Origin of the sequence: Lacticaseibacillus songhuajiangensis (assembly GCF_003946025.1) — a bacterium.
In the GTDB taxonomy this organism is placed as follows: Bacteria; Bacillota; Bacilli; order Lactobacillales; family Lactobacillaceae; genus Lacticaseibacillus; species Lacticaseibacillus songhuajiangensis.
Genome location: NZ_RHNR01000001.1, coordinates 143,143 through 157,090 on the forward strand (window position 1 = coordinate 143,143; position 13,948 = coordinate 157,090).

Here is a 13,948-nt window from a genome sequence, read left to right on the forward strand (position 1 = left end):
TGCGAGTTGCAGGCCGCTTGTTACTAAGCTGCTCGGCACGCGCCGAGTCGATACGCTCGTCAATTTAACGGCTATCTGCTCCCTTCAGCAAGTTAGTAACCCTGTAATCTGATCAACTAAACAACTTGTGGCATCGGAATCAAATCCCTTCGAAATCGCTTTCGACACCTGACATCCTAAACATCCGTCCCGCCGTATCAACTGCATTCACCAAATACTGTGACAACCAACTTGGTGAAACAATTTTATGCGACTAACAACATACTGTAATTCTGACTCACTGTAACAACGTTTCAGCTATTCCTACACCGACGTTCACATTTTCCATGCTCAACGCTTACGGTACTGCTATCGGACTAAACACGTTGCTTTCCCGCCAATTCGGGCGGTGTATCCGGTTGCCAAGGACCTGAACACGGGGTCACTTGGCTTACACAAGCAAATCGATATTAACTGAGATGAACCACAGTTGACGTACGGGACTGACAACATGATACAGTGGCGAACTGCTAGCTTCGCGCCTCGCCGTTAAGACTGAGAGGGTCTCGCTACCACCGACTTGGTAGCGCTTCCTTAACCTCATCTAGAATATATCATGTATGCGCTTTCTACGCAAGTAAATTCGTTTTTTTATTTGCAAAATTTTTGCTAAATCACTCAATTATTTCTTTAATCAGCTGCAACTTCGCTGGCTCTTCCGCGCCAATCGTGAAGGCATCAACGACCGCAGCCACGACGGCGGCAGGATCAGCCGTGTTGCTGTGCACCGTGGCGAGGACATCCCCCGCACTGACTGGCGTCCCGACCTTCTTGTGCAGCACCAGACCAACGGCCACATCGAGCTTGTCATCCGCCTGCGCGCGGCCGGCGCCGAGCTGCATGGCAGCCTTCCCGAGCGCTTCGCTGTCGATGGCTTGTACAAAGCCGCCTCGCGGTGCTACCGCGGAGATGCGGTACTGCGCCTTTGGCAACAATTGCGGGCTATCGATGACGTTAACGTCGCCGCCTTGATCCGCCACCATCTGGCGGAAGGCCCGCTTGGCGCGGCCATCGCGCAGCACATCCCCAGCTAGCTGGGCACCAACCTCAAGGCTGTCGGTCTTGCCAGCCATCACGGCCATGTGCGCAGCCAAGGTAACGGTCAGTTCCCGCACGTCCTGTGGGCCCCGGCCGTTCAGCAAGGCCACGGTCTCGGCGACTTCCAGCGCGTTGCCAATGGTGAGACCTAGCGGCTGATTCATGTCGCTCAGGATGGCGCGCGTCTGCACACCGTGGGCCTTACCGATGGTCACCAGCGCGTGGGCCAACTTTTCCGCGTCCTCTTGAGTCTTCATGAAGGCCCCGTTGCCGACTTTGACGTCCAGCACCAGTGCGTTGATGCCAGAACTAATCTTCTTGCTCATGATGGATCCGGCAATCAGTGGAATCGACTCCACGGTGCCCGTCACGTCGCGCAGGGCGTACAGACGCCGGTCAGCCGGTGCCACTTCGCTGCTTGCCGAAATGATGGCTTCGTGGTGTTCAGTCACCTGCTTGATAAACTGCTCGGTGGTCAGGTTGACGTTAAAGCCAGGAATCGCTTCCAGTTTGTCGAGTGTGCCGCCAGTAAAGCCAAGTCCGCGGCCACTAATCATCGGGATGTTCACGCCCATGGCGGCCATGACGGGAGCCAGAATCAGGCTAATTTTGTCGCCGACCCCACCAGTGCTGTGCTTGTCGATTTTAATGCCCGGAATGGCAGACAAATCGAGCACCTCACCAGAGTTCAGCATGGCACCGGCAAAGTTCGCCATCTCGTCGTCGGCCATCCCCTGAAAGTAAACGGCCATCAGGAACGCACTCATCTGGTAATCCGGAATCTGCTTATCCACGTAGGCGGTAATCATCCAGTCGATTTCGGTCTTGCTCAGGGCGTGTCCGTCCCGTTTCTTTGCAATCAAGTCAACCATTCGCATGGCAAGTCCCCCTTAATAAACATTAATATAGCTACATTGTAACAGCTTTCACGAGCGATTTCGTTAACTACCGCTGGCCTAAGCAAAAATTTTGCCCTTGCCCGGTCAAATGTCTGCAAAAAATAGCCGCGCCGCAAAATTAATTGCGGCGCGGCTATTCTGATGTTGATTTTACTTAATCTGCCAATCGTGCAGCGTGTTGGCAGCCAAAATTAGGCTGAGCACGGCATCTGGTGCCAGTGCAGCACGCACGGTGTCGTGGTGGTTCGTGGCGGTCACTGCGCCGATGACTTCCAAACCAAACTTGAGGATTTCCAGATCCTTACGTGGTTTGTACTCGCCATTGACAAAAGGCGTGTCGTGATTGTACTTGAAGCTAATGTCATCATCTGTGATGGAGCCGTCCACGTGGTTGACCATGATGCGGTCTTGCAACTGGCCGAGCGTCGCGTGGTCGTTGAGCAAACTGAGCTTCTTGTCAGATTCAGACTTGAGGTAGGTTTCCTCGCTCATCTCGGGGTAAGCCGCTGCGGGGTTCTTCAGTACCTGCAAGTAATCAATGGCCGTGTACACACGGTCGAGGTCAACAATTGTCTTCTTGTTAAGGAGTGCGCTTGTCTGGTCTTCAAGCCAGTCAGCAAGGGCACTTACGCCAAATTGATCCATATTTCCTCCTGATTTAAGGGCTACGCGGGAGACCCACGCAGCGCCTGCACATTCGCGCCGCAAGCGCAGCGTATCTTGCATTATTGTAGCACGTCCGCCCGCCTCGTCCCAGTAACGTGTGTAACGGAGTGTCTAATCGTCCTTCACATCAGGCGTTGCGGCCTCTGGCGGCGCTTTGGGCGTAAGTAGCGTCATCATCGCCACCGTCAGCAGAATAATGAGGCCGCCAACTAGTTCCCAAAAACTCAGGCGCAAACCAAGGAACAATACCCCAACCACCACCGCACCCAGTGGTTCGAACGCATCGAGCAAACCAGCCGCTGTGGGCGCAATGTAATTCAGACTCACCAGGTACATTGCGTAAGCAAAAATCGTGCCAAAAATCACAACGAAGGCGTAGCAAGCCCACATCAGCCCCGTCATGTGCGGCACATGCTGCCACGACGGCTGATAAAGGTTCATCCCCAACCCGCCTAGTAGCATCGCCCACGCGGACACCGCCGTCCCGGAATAGTTCGCCAGCAACCAGCGCGGTACCAGCGTGTAAGCCGCTGCAGCCACCGCCGACATCAGACCCCAAAACAAGGCGGTCGGCGTAATCGCAAGGCTAGTAATGTGACCTTTGGTTACCACTAACACCGTTCCCAATAGCGCCGCCGCAATCGTCACAATGTCCAAACGCCGCGGCAAAGTGTGCGTCGCAAAGGCCACCCAAATCAGAATCAGAATGGGGGATAAGTACTGCAGTACCGTCGCGGTCGCGGCATTGGCCACGGCGACCGCCTTAAAGTAGATGTATTGCATCGTCACCATCCCGAAGATGACGAACAGTAGCAGGTGCACGATGGCTTTGGGCCGCCGCCACAAAGCAAAGAAGCCCTGCCGGTCGCGCACAATGCAGTAAGCGCCCAAGATGAGTCCGGCGATTAACATTTTGGAGCTAATGAGCCAGGTGACGTGCACCCCGTGGTCAAACAGGTACTCGCTGGCCGGACCGGACACACCCCACAAAAGCGAGGCACCCGTTGCCAGCGCGATTCCCAGTAATCTTGCCCTGCGCAAAATTAGCCTTCTCCCCCACCGCCAGTTTGGACAACTACCAGTGCGGCCGTTTCTTTATTGCGGACTGATGCGATCATCAATAATCCCGCAGGCCTGAAGGTAATTATACACAATGACAGGGCCAACAAACTTGAAACCGCGCTTTTTCATCTCTTTGGAAACTCGCCGCGATAAATCGTCCTGCGTGGGTGTGTCTGCCAGGCTGCGCGGGTGGTGTTGCACCACCGCACCGTCCGTAAAGTGCCACATGTAGTCAGCCAAACCAGCGTAGTCCGGCGGCAGCGCGAGCGTTGCCTGTGCATTTTTAATGACGGATTGAATTTTGAGACGGTTGCGAATGATGGTCGGATCCTGCATCAGTTCTTCAACCTTCTGTTCATCCCAGCTGGCGAGTGTCTCCAGGTCGTAATCCGCAAATGCGGTCCGCAAAGCCTCCCGGCGGCGCAAAATCATTTCCCAGTTCAGTCCGGCCGAAGCCATCTCCATCACCAGTAGTTCGAAAACCGTCTTGTCGTCATGCTTGGGAACACACCAGTCATGCAGGTAATAATCCTGTAGTAAGCTGCTCCGGTTCGCCCAAAAATGCTCATCTGTTCCTGCGACTAATTCCATGAGTCATCCTCCCGTCCTTTTGCCTTAGATTCCGCAATTATACCGCCGTTTGCTTGGCGCAACACAAAAAAACAGCTCCCAAACGGGAGCTGCGGTGCAAATGCTAGCGCACTTACTTTGTCTTCACAATGAGCACATCGCAAGGTGCGGTGCGGTTAACGTATTCGGTGACACTACCCACCAGCACACGTTCGATTGCGTTGAGACCGGTTGAGCCAATCATAATCAGGTCAGTGTGGTATTCGTTAGGGAAGTCGGTGGCGATAACGTTCTTCGGATTGCCGAACCGAACGTGAATCGCAACGTCCTTAACGCCAGCATCTTCAGCCTGCTTCTGCAGGCCTTCAAGATACTCCTGCGAATCCTGGGTGAGCTGATAGATTGCATCCCCGGAAATCATCCCGCCATAACTGCCAATAAACTGCTTCGTGTCCAATACGTTCAGAATATCCAGGCGGGCGTGGTTGCTTAATGCTACCTTGATTGCCTTGGCAAAAGCCAATTCGGCCTCTGTTGAACCATCAACGGGGACGAGCAAGCGTTCATATTCTTGTTTCATACCAATCAACTCCCTTGCTTTCGTTTAATTAAGCATACGGCGCTGACGCATTAATTACAAGTGAAAACGGTTATATTGTCACTTGTACCCACCACATATCAGGACAGTAACCCTTACTACGCCCGACATGACGGCGTTTTCTAACTTCAGCGCATGAAAAACATCCTTTGTGTTCCTCGACCTGCGTCGCCATACTGTATTTGTACCCAACACTATTACCAGATAACGCTACTGCTATCTATAAATTGATAAAGAACGCAAAATTTATCATGAAAACAACTTGATTTTGGGCACTTTGGCGGTTACATTATGCTTAGTAAGAAATAGTCTTCAGATTTGAACCTCACAACAATAAGAAATGTGGTGTTTTTTTTGGCAAACGAAATTGGTGCAGAACTCCGGCGGGTTCGTAAAGGCCGCGGTGAATCAATCGTGGAGGTTGCAATGGCAACCCACACGTCCCCAGCCAGCTTCACTAAGTGGGAAAATGAACAGACCATTCCGTCCGAGCGCAGCTTGCGTAAACTCGCCGATTACTACGGCGTTGAAGCGCAGCAGTTCCTCGTCTTGGCTTACCCTGATAAGTACGCTCAGGAAGAAGCCGAAAGCGAGAAGACGGCCCTGCCTGCAAACACAATTCGCATCGAGGATGTTATCTCCCCTGAAACCGAACTGAGTTTTAACGACAAGCTGATCTCCGAACAAGACAAGCGGCTCTTCGCCGCATTCGTCTCCGGCATCTTGCTCAGCAAGGCCGACGACAAAGCATAACTTGCAGCCCTTTCACATCGTGGAAGGGCTGTTTTGTTGTCCCTCAGCGATAGCATTTCAGTGACGAAGTCACGCTGGGCCTCTTTGGTGTTTTCATGACGCCGTTAGGCGGTGGAGTCGGCAACTCCGGTGGTGGTGCGTAACTGAGTGGCAACCCCACAGAGACTGGGCGACGAACTTCCAACACTGTTAAAGGCTGCGATAACGGTTCTCAATGTGTGCGGTAAGCAGACATGTTGATCCCTGCGTCGACTTTTCCCAGTACTTGTCCATGCGTTTGGTGTTTTCGCCAGCGTGGTCTGAAACTTTCACCACCACAGTCATGTGAATGCGCGTCGGAACTGGGGCGGATTGGCGGCAGCGGACGGGAAGGGTGTGCGTGCCCACGAAAATGGCGGTGTATGTTTCGCACATGAACTTCGTGCGAAATGTACACTGCCTTTTTCGTTAGGAGCGGGATTTTCCCGGCGGGTTTGCGGCAAAATCGCCAGTGGAAGACAGCGCAGCCAGTCGACCTCGCGCTTTAGCGCGTAGTGAGACGGACACCGTAGGGCTGGCTGGAACGGTCCCACGCACACCCTTCCCGGGAGCGAAGCTAATCTGGCCCAGTTCCGACCTTCGGTCTAACCGCTATTTTCATCCTTGCGGATGATTTAATTGAAAGTTTCACGACTCACGCTAACAGACAGTATCAGTTTGCGCTTAGCTGCGCACGAAAAGACGGGATAGACTATAATGGAACTAATATATGCGCACGCAGCGCAAATCTATGAAGAGACGGTGACTTTAATTTGGAACCCACACTGCTGAACATCCACCACGGTTTTAACTTCCGCGATCTTGGCGGTTACGCAGGCACTGGCCAGAAGCACATCAAGGAACATAAACTGATTCGTTCCGGCAAAATGGACCTGCTGAGTGATCGCGACATCAAGTTTCTCAGCGATTACGGCGTGAAGTACGACGTTGACTTCCGCTCACCGGAAGAACTCAGCACCGCGCCCGACCGCGTACCTGTGGGTGCAAATTACTACCACCTGCCCGTCTTCGAAACTGACGAAACACAGGTCAGCAAGACCCGTAAGGAAGAAGAAGTCGAATTTGCCGCCGATGCTCAGGGTGGTTACAAGAACATGATGCGGACTTACTCCGAAATGGTGCTCTTGCCCCACGCGCAAAAAGCGTACCGGCAGTTCTTTGACCTTTTGCTGAGTAACGATGCGGATGACTCTGCCCTCTTGTTCCACTGCGCAGCTGGGAAGGATCGCACTGGGATGGGCGCTGTTTACCTGCTGTCTGCACTGGGCGTGGAGGAAACCACCATTCGCCAGGACTACATCACCACCAACGACTTCATCCAAACACCACTGCAGGAAATGATGGTTAAGGTGCACGCTGCGGGCCGCAACCAGAATTTTACCCAGAGCATTCGCGATTTGTGGACCGTTAAGGAAGACTACATCGATACCGCACTGGCTGCCATCCGCGCGAACTATGGCGACATGCAGCGCTACTTGCACGAAGCAATGGATCTATCCGACCAGCAGCTGCGCGACCTGCAGAAAATCTACCTCGCGTAATTCATTCATCAAGTGGAGGATTCAATCATGAAACTATACCAAGCCTTAACTCAAGTCACCATCAACGACGCGATGGTTGATGATGCGCCGAACTTCACCATCACCACCGACCTGATTGCGCCACTCCACTTCACCCCTAGCGAGTTGTACCACTACATCGACTCCGTTCTGAAGCCTGGCAGTCGCCATGACCAGAATAACCTCAGCTTTGTCACCGACGCATCCTTCATCGCCGAGAACTATGACTTTGCGGTCTTTGCTGCAGAAAGTAAGTTCTTTGATTTCGAGACCAAAATGAAGGCGGCCCGTAATATCGTGACCGATCTGAACCGGCACGTCAGCGTCAACATCGACTGCAAGTTGCGTGAATACCAGCTACAGTTCGTCGACTAACGGCCACGGAAAGGATTCAACATGGTGCAACACATCTACCCGCAAGTCGCCGGCACCGACTTACGGAATCTCAAAACCACAAAGGCGCCCAGCGCTGACTGGACAAACTTACGTAAAAAATTACCCGACATGACCGGCAAACGGGTCATTGTTCTCGGAAGTCAAAACGGCTGGCTGAACGAACAAGCGGTTATTGCCGGCGCGCTCGCCAGCCTCGGCGTCGATGCCAGCCGCACCAACGTTGCCACCGCCCGCGCCGCCGCGATTTCCTCACGTTTGCGCTACCGGCTCATGCCAACTGCCACGTGGCCAATTCTCGGCGGTCAGTACGATTTAATCATCGTGCCCAATGTCGGTCCCGAGAACTACAACGTGCTGGCGAACACCGCCCACCTGCTTCGGCACGGGCACGGCCGCATCGTGCTGAGTGGTGTCGCCGAATACGTCCAGCAAGTTGAAAGTAGCATCTACTCCAGTGACCACCGCTCTGGTAGCTGGAGCGCCAGTGACCTCGCCAAATTGCCCAGCGGGAATGTCATGAGCATCCTGCGCCGCAGTCGCCTCGGCGGGCATCAACGTTAAGCTATGCAAAAGGCGCCGGAAATTCCTCACGATGAGGAGTCCCCGGCGCCTTTTACATGGCTTTTATGCCGTAAACAACTGGTCCAAAATTGCGTTCAAGCGGTCAACTGCAACCGGCTGATCAGCCACCGGCATTTTGTTCTCACTCGCGTAAAGTTCATCAATCATCGCGGACGTCATCTCCAGATGGAACTGCAGGCCCACGATGTTGTCGTGGTAGACAAAGCCCTCATTCGTGCCCGCAGCGTTCGTGTACAACTGCTTGGCGCCTGGCAACTCCGCCATCTCCTCGCCATGCCACTGGAAAGCGGTGAAATCGGCGCCAGATGCCAGATCGCGCACCTGCTGGTAGCCGTATTCAGGTTCATCGGCGGTGAATACCGGCGCCCCGAACGCGCGCACAATCTGCTGCGCGCCTAGGCAAATGCCGAGCACCGGGCGGCCGAGTTTGGCCAGGCTGCGAATGATAATCCGCTCGGCAGCGAGCCAGTCGTCATCATCGTTCACGCTCTGGGGACCGCCGAGCACAATCAACGCGTCCATTGCCGCCGGATTAAGCGTTTTGATGTCATCGCCAATATCGATGCGGTGCACATTGAGCTCAACGTCGTGCTCCTGCGCCCAAACCGCGATAGCGCCGGGTTCTTCAATTGGGGTGTGTTGCATTACTTCAATTTGCATGTTGTCATCCTCACTTTTCACCAAGTTTAGCACTTTTGGCGCGGTCGCCGCGCCGGCCCTGCGACTTTAGTCCTGAATTTTACTGAAAAGTACCCCAGACGACTGCACGCCTTGCCAAATACTGTTATAATGTACGCCATCCGTCGCTTGCAAAGTACCAGATAGCAATCATCTACTACTAATCGACCGATTAGCTTAGCTATTGCATTCATGGTAAAATTAAAGCGAATATTTTAATGTGAAATGGGGAATATAAACTATGGATAGTGGCCAAGTCGCCTCTAGTCTATTGGTGATGGTCGTTACCTTCTTGTTCGCAGCGTTTTTCGTTGCGAGCGAGTTTGCGCTGGTGCAGACTCGGCCCAGCACACTTGAGGAAATGCTGAAGGCGGGCCAAGGTAGCAAAACCAAGCTCACCCGTGCTCTCAAGATGGCGCACAACTTAAACGAGTACCTGTCGACGACCCAGATTGGGGTTTCCGTCGCTGGTCTGATTATGGGTTGGATTGGTGAAGAGGTGGCAGAATACCTCCTCGTCAGTCTGCTCGGCTTCACGCACCTGCAGCTGCCCGGTGGCGGCCTGCACGTGATTGGGGCTTTTCTCGGGATTATCATCCTGACCTACTTGGAAGTTGTTTTAACTGAAATCGTCCCGAAGAACATCGCGATTGATTACTCAGTCAAAACTTTGATGTTCGTGGTCACACCACTGCATTACTTCCACATTCTGTTCTACCCCTTCGTGTGGTTCCTGAACACGTCTTCTATCGCCTTTCTGCGGCTGTTTGGCATCAAACCCGCAGAAGAAGGTGGCGAGGCCTTCTCCCAGGCTGAAATCCTCAACCTGAGTAAGACCGCGGTCACCACTGGGGAGCTGGACAAGAATGACTTGGTCTACATGGAGCGCGCCTTCGATTTCAACGATAAGGTTGCGCGCGACGTCATGGTCGACCGCACCCGTCTGGTCGTCGTCGACATCAACGCCACGGTTAAGGAAGTGCTGCGCCTCTACCTTGAAGAAGGCTTCAGCCGCTTCCCCGTCGTCGCAAATGGCGACAAGGACAAGATCCTGGGCTACGTTTATGTCTACGATCTAGTCCGCCAGTCCCGCGTTGACGACTCCATCCGCATTGCCAAAATTTTGCGGGCCATCGTCACGGTACCGGAAGTTACCCCTATCCAGAGTATTCTGCAGCAAATGATTAAGAGCCAATCCCCTATCGTGGTCGTCTCCGACGAGTACGGTGGTACCAGCGGGATTGTCACGGACAAGGATATTTACGAAGAATTATTCGGGACCGTTAAGGACGAAATCGATGACGTTTCTGATGAATACATCATCGGCACCGATCAGGATAATGTCTACAAGGTCAGCGGGAAAACCACGCTGTACGACTTCGAGCGATTCTTCCACACTGACATTCCGGATTTCGATGATTCCGACATCATCACGGTTGGCGGTTCCTTGCAGGAAAGCCACCCGAAGATGAAGCAGGGCGACGACATCGTCCTGGGTCGCTACCACTTCCACGTTACGGAATATGAACGCGGCTTCGTCAAGTGGTTCACCGTCACGGTTGGGCCAGAAGTTCCGGCCAAGGCTGACGAGAGCACAGACGATAATAACTAACACAAAAGGGCGGTGCACTCATGATGGGTGCACCGCCCTTTTACTGCCCGCCAGCGATAGCGTTTCAGTGACGAAGTCACGCACGGCCTCTGTGCTGTTTTCATACCGCCGCTAGGCGGTGAGGTCGGCAACTCCGGCGTGAGTGCGTTTGGGCTGCGCTCCGGAGAACTACGTCGGGCGGGACCGCTCCGCCCAAGCGTACTCACGCCTCCGTGGCCGACATATTACTAAGTAGGAAATACAGTACACATCAGTCGTGACTAAGTGATGACTGTCTCCGGTACTTAGAAAGGCTATGACTTCAATATTCACCATGTTTAGGAAGACAGATGAACTGCATATTGTGACAGCATTCCTCGATTACGTGTTCGTCTGCGTTTGGCGCCCCGACTCATGTAGTCTGAAACTTTCCCTACTGGAGTATTGTTGTAGCACTTAGGGACTGGGGCGGCTTGGTGGAGTGAACGCAGGTAGGCGGCGCGCAAAGAGCACGAATAGCCCACACAACCGGCGAAGGCCGTTTTGTGTGGGCTATTCGTGCTCGGGGTAAATCTTTTTGACGTGGGCTTCGGCAAAAAGTTTAGCGGTAGCCTGGCTTGCCAGGCGTGAGCGACCCCGCGCCACCTACCTGCGGGCACGTAACCAAGTCGCCCCAGTCCCGACCTTCGGTCTAGCACCTTTTCAAAACCCGCATTCTTGCGGATGAATGTTTCACGACTTACACTAACAGACAGTTTCAGCCCATGGGATACGTCGTCCAGTCTGGTGCAACGAAGATACCGACCACACCCTCACCAGTGTGCACACCGACTGCCGGCCCGATGTCGCTACGGTCAATAGTGGCATCAGCGTCTGCGGCCAGCACCTGCTCGCGCAACTGCGTGACGGCCGTTGGGTTAGTGGCGTCGATGATGTTGAAGCGTACCGGCCCGTCAATCGCCGCCGCATTCGCCAGCGCGTCGCTACCGATGCGCTTCACAGCCCGTTTGGCTGTGCGCTCCTTGCCCACTGGCACAATTTTGCCGTCATGCATTTCCAGGACTGGCTTGATTGCCAGCAGATTGCCTAAAAATGCCGTGGAGCCGCTGATGCGGCCCGTACGCAGCAAGTGCTTGAGATTATCGACCACAAAGCCTACGGACACCTGCTCATCAAACTGATCTAGCACCGGCATAATCTGCTCCGGCGCATAACCAGCATTTGCCATGCGGGCGGCCAGCTGAACTTGATAAGCCAGGCCAGCACTAATCGTGCGCGAATCCTGCACGTAAACCTTGATGGGTAGATAGTCCTGCACAAATCCGCGCAGACTATCCACCATCCCGCTAAGTGCACCGCTTAGGTGAATCGAGAGCACCGCGTCAAAGCCTGCTGCGGCGAGCGTCCGGTACGTTTCATCGAGGCGATATAGCGGTGCCTGCGCCGTCGTTGGCATGTCCTCAGTACGCATGCGTTCGTAGAATTCTTGACTGGAAATTGTCTCGTTCTCGAACAATTCCTCTTGCCCAAACATAACGGTTAACGGCACTACGGTAATCCCCGCGGCAGTAACCTGCTCCTTCGTCAAGTATGCCGAACTATCAGTTACGATTGCTGTCTTCATGACACCCACCCTTTTTCTCCGCTTTTCTCCTAAGTGTAAGTTGCCGAGCGGTCATACTCAAGGTTTCAGCTGTAACCTTGCGCAAGCAATTTGTGCAAAAAGTGCAAAATATGGTTAGCGTGCTTGGGTTTAGCATTACGGCATAAACAAGCCCCTGCTAGTTGTCGCTAGCAGGGGCTTGTTTACGTCTATTTTGATTGGCAAAAACTGGCGCTATCTGCGCAAAAGTTACGATTTACTATCGAAATTCAGCGCTGAACTGGTCGCCAGCGCGCAGGTTCTACAATGCGGTTGCACAAGGAAGTTAACGCAAGTGCGTACTCAAGAAGTTGAGAACACGGTGCTGATATTCCGCCGGGTGCTTAAGTTCGCTTTGGGCGTGCCTGGCGCCAGGGACTACCCACAGCTTCTTTTCACCAGCGCTTGCCTTGTAGTTGGCGTAAACCATTTTGGTTGGCACAAACTTATCCTGCGCTCCATGGATGAAGAAGGTGGGCAAGTTGTTCTTCTTAAGTGCTCGTGTGGCGGACGCGGCCGGATAATCAACGCCAGTATGCAGCTGCGCTAGCCGTAACACGCTAGGAACAAGCGGCCGGCTTGGTAAGTTGTACATCGACTTGGCTTGGAAGGATAATTCCGCGTCGACACTCGTATAGCCGCAATCTTCGACGATGGCCTGCACCTGCTTGGGCAAGTTCATGCCGCTCAGGTACATCACAGTCGCACCACCCATCGAAACACCGAAGAGGGCAATCTGCTGCTGACTGCCTTCACGGCGCAGAAGTTGCTGAAGCCACTTCTGGTAATCGCGACGGTCCGCCCAACCATAGCCGATGTATGTGCCATCAGACTGACCATGCCCACGATCATCTGGCGCCAGCACGTTGTAGCCGGCGTTGTGGAACATTCGGATGTATGCCGCCATATCTTCCTTGGTGTTCATGTAACCATGCGCCACCACCACCGTCTTGCTGCTCTTGCTGGCGGCGGGAACGTAATCCGCCTTCAGTTGCCAATCGCTGTGCCCAACCGCTGTCTGGGTCCACGTCTGTTTATGAACAGCGGCCAACCAGTCGCGGTTGGCCTGTTCGCGCTTGCTGACTTTGTTGTTCAGGAACGTCTTTGTACTCGGAATGAAGGCGACTCTGTAAAAATACTCACAAGCGCCACCATAGGCACCAAGTACCACCAGGGCAATCACAATTGCGGCAGTGAGTTTACGATGTTTGCGGATAAATTTCAATCTAAAATCCTCGACTTTGACTGTTTTTTGACTCTATGTACTTTAAGTTAACCAAATACGGTATACTTATCGCACAATAATTGCTATATTGTTCATGAATACAACTCGGAGGCCCTCAGCATGAATAGCAATCAGTTAAGTAATGCGTTCACTGACATTTACTTCAAAACTACAAAGGGAATGGCCAACCTGCTTCAAAATGCGACGGCTGAATTCCATGTTTCTTTCGAACAGTACCAAATTTTACGCGACATTGCGCATAAACGCGCAAGCAATTTAACGGAATTAGTCCAATTGCGCGGCGTAACGAAACCCGCAATTGCCCGCCAGTTGCGCACGCTGCGGAGTCTCGAATACATCAACCAGACCACCGCAACCGCCGATCACCGGCGGCATGTGCTCAGCCTCACCACTAACGGCGTGCAGGTCGAAAAGCAAATCGAAACCGCGCTCAACCGCAGTTTCAACCAACTCACCAGTACCATCGGTGAAGGCGAGGTGCAGACCCTCACCACCATTTTGGAACACATCAACAACGACGTCCTCCAGCCAATGCGTGACGGAAATAACACCAACCAATCATAGCAGTATCACAAGCACTAGTGCCAGTG

General features: G+C 53.4%; 14 protein-coding genes. 6 read left to right on the forward strand and 8 right to left on the reverse strand.

All coding sequences use genetic code 11. The features are described 5' to 3' along the window. Positions 1-653 precede the first annotated feature (653 nt). From EKM97_RS00605 to EKM97_RS00625, 5 genes are all read right to left on the reverse strand, one after another. The gene (locus EKM97_RS00605; RefSeq protein WP_125570329.1) at positions 654-1,955 is read right to left on the reverse strand and encodes a pyrimidine-nucleoside phosphorylase; all 1,302 of its coding nucleotides are present in this window, start codon (positions 1,953-1,955) and stop codon (positions 654-656) included. 171 nt (positions 1,956-2,126) lie between these two features. Then, positions 2,127-2,621 (reverse strand): hypothetical protein, encoded by a 495-nt coding sequence (locus tag EKM97_RS00610; RefSeq protein ID WP_125570330.1) that lies wholly within the window; start codon positions 2,619-2,621, stop codon positions 2,127-2,129. A gap of 132 nt (positions 2,622-2,753) precedes the next feature. Further along, a complete protein-coding gene (locus EKM97_RS00615; RefSeq protein ID WP_125570331.1) occupies positions 2,754-3,683 on the reverse strand; it encodes a DMT family transporter in 930 nt (309 codons plus the stop codon). Positions 3,684-3,737: 54 nt separating this feature from the next. Then, a complete protein-coding gene (locus EKM97_RS00620; RefSeq protein WP_125570332.1) occupies positions 3,738-4,295 on the reverse strand; it encodes a DNA-3-methyladenine glycosylase I in 558 nt (185 codons plus the stop codon). 112 nt (positions 4,296-4,407) lie between these two features. Next, positions 4,408-4,854 carry a universal stress protein gene (locus EKM97_RS00625; protein ID WP_125570333.1) on the reverse strand — a complete coding sequence of 149 codons (447 nt, stop codon included), beginning with the start codon at positions 4,852-4,854 and terminating at the stop codon, positions 4,408-4,410. A 363-nt stretch (positions 4,855-5,217) separates the two neighbouring features. On the opposite strand from EKM97_RS00625, the gene EKM97_RS00630 reads away from it, so the two are divergent. From EKM97_RS00630 to EKM97_RS00645, 4 genes are all read left to right on the forward strand, one after another. Further along, positions 5,218-5,625: a helix-turn-helix domain-containing protein gene (locus EKM97_RS00630; RefSeq protein ID WP_225419177.1), complete on the forward strand. Its 408-nt coding sequence runs from the start codon at positions 5,218-5,220 to the stop codon at positions 5,623-5,625. Between the two features lie 791 nt (positions 5,626-6,416). After that, positions 6,417-7,205, forward strand: coding sequence for a tyrosine-protein phosphatase (locus EKM97_RS00635; RefSeq protein ID WP_125570334.1), 789 nt, complete (start codon positions 6,417-6,419; stop codon positions 7,203-7,205). A gap of 27 nt (positions 7,206-7,232) precedes the next feature. Beyond that, complete coding sequence (locus tag EKM97_RS00640; RefSeq protein WP_125570335.1) at positions 7,233-7,598, forward strand: hypothetical protein; 366 nt, start codon at positions 7,233-7,235, stop codon at positions 7,596-7,598. A gap of 21 nt (positions 7,599-7,619) precedes the next feature. Continuing rightward, on the forward strand, positions 7,620-8,180 hold the full coding sequence (locus EKM97_RS00645; RefSeq protein ID WP_125570336.1) for a class I SAM-dependent methyltransferase: 561 nt from the start codon (positions 7,620-7,622) through the stop codon (positions 8,178-8,180). A gap of 63 nt (positions 8,181-8,243) precedes the next feature. On the opposite strand, the gene EKM97_RS00650 is transcribed toward EKM97_RS00645, so the two are convergent. Beyond that, complete coding sequence (locus EKM97_RS00650) at positions 8,244-8,861, reverse strand: type 1 glutamine amidotransferase (protein WP_125570337.1); 618 nt, start codon at positions 8,859-8,861, stop codon at positions 8,244-8,246. Positions 8,862-9,120: 259 nt separating this feature from the next. Here EKM97_RS00650 and EKM97_RS00655 point away from each other — a divergent pair, with 259 nt between their 5' ends. Further along, positions 9,121-10,491 carry a hemolysin family protein gene (locus EKM97_RS00655; RefSeq protein ID WP_125570338.1) on the forward strand — a complete coding sequence of 457 codons (1,371 nt, stop codon included), beginning with the start codon at positions 9,121-9,123 and terminating at the stop codon, positions 10,489-10,491. Between the two features lie 736 nt (positions 10,492-11,227). Here EKM97_RS00655 and EKM97_RS00660 read toward each other — a convergent pair. Continuing rightward, positions 11,228-12,094 carry a DegV family protein gene (locus EKM97_RS00660; protein WP_125570339.1) on the reverse strand — a complete coding sequence of 289 codons (867 nt, stop codon included), beginning with the start codon at positions 12,092-12,094 and terminating at the stop codon, positions 11,228-11,230. Between the two features lie 304 nt (positions 12,095-12,398). Beyond that, positions 12,399-13,328 (reverse strand): alpha/beta hydrolase, encoded by a 930-nt coding sequence (locus EKM97_RS00665; protein ID WP_125570380.1) that lies wholly within the window; start codon positions 13,326-13,328, stop codon positions 12,399-12,401. Positions 13,329-13,457: 129 nt separating this feature from the next. Here EKM97_RS00665 and EKM97_RS00670 point away from each other — a divergent pair, with 129 nt between their 5' ends. Continuing rightward, on the forward strand, positions 13,458-13,922 hold the full coding sequence (locus tag EKM97_RS00670; RefSeq protein WP_125570340.1) for a MarR family winged helix-turn-helix transcriptional regulator: 465 nt from the start codon (positions 13,458-13,460) through the stop codon (positions 13,920-13,922). Positions 13,923-13,948: the final 26 nt, after the last annotated feature.

Coding starts and splice junctions, on each gene's coding strand:
- EKM97_RS00640 (WP_125570335.1), top strand. CDS start 7,233: ATGAAACTATACCAAGCCTTAACTCAAGTCACCATCAACGACGCGATG.
- EKM97_RS00605 (WP_125570329.1), bottom strand. CDS start 1,955: ATGCGAATGGTTGACTTGATTGCAAAGAAACGGGACGGACACGCCCTG.
- EKM97_RS00625 (WP_125570333.1), bottom strand. CDS start 4,854: ATGAAACAAGAATATGAACGCTTGCTCGTCCCCGTTGATGGTTCAACA.
- EKM97_RS00610 (WP_125570330.1), bottom strand. CDS start 2,621: ATGGATCAATTTGGCGTAAGTGCCCTTGCTGACTGGCTTGAAGACCAG.
- EKM97_RS00620 (WP_125570332.1), bottom strand. CDS start 4,295: ATGGAATTAGTCGCAGGAACAGATGAGCATTTTTGGGCGAACCGGAGC.
- EKM97_RS00655 (WP_125570338.1), top strand. CDS start 9,121: ATGGATAGTGGCCAAGTCGCCTCTAGTCTATTGGTGATGGTCGTTACC.
- EKM97_RS00645 (WP_125570336.1), top strand. CDS start 7,620: ATGGTGCAACACATCTACCCGCAAGTCGCCGGCACCGACTTACGGAAT.
- EKM97_RS00650 (WP_125570337.1), bottom strand. CDS start 8,861: ATGCAAATTGAAGTAATGCAACACACCCCAATTGAAGAACCCGGCGCT.
- EKM97_RS00670 (WP_125570340.1), top strand. CDS start 13,458: ATGAATAGCAATCAGTTAAGTAATGCGTTCACTGACATTTACTTCAAA.
- EKM97_RS00660 (WP_125570339.1), bottom strand. CDS start 12,094: ATGAAGACAGCAATCGTAACTGATAGTTCGGCATACTTGACGAAGGAG.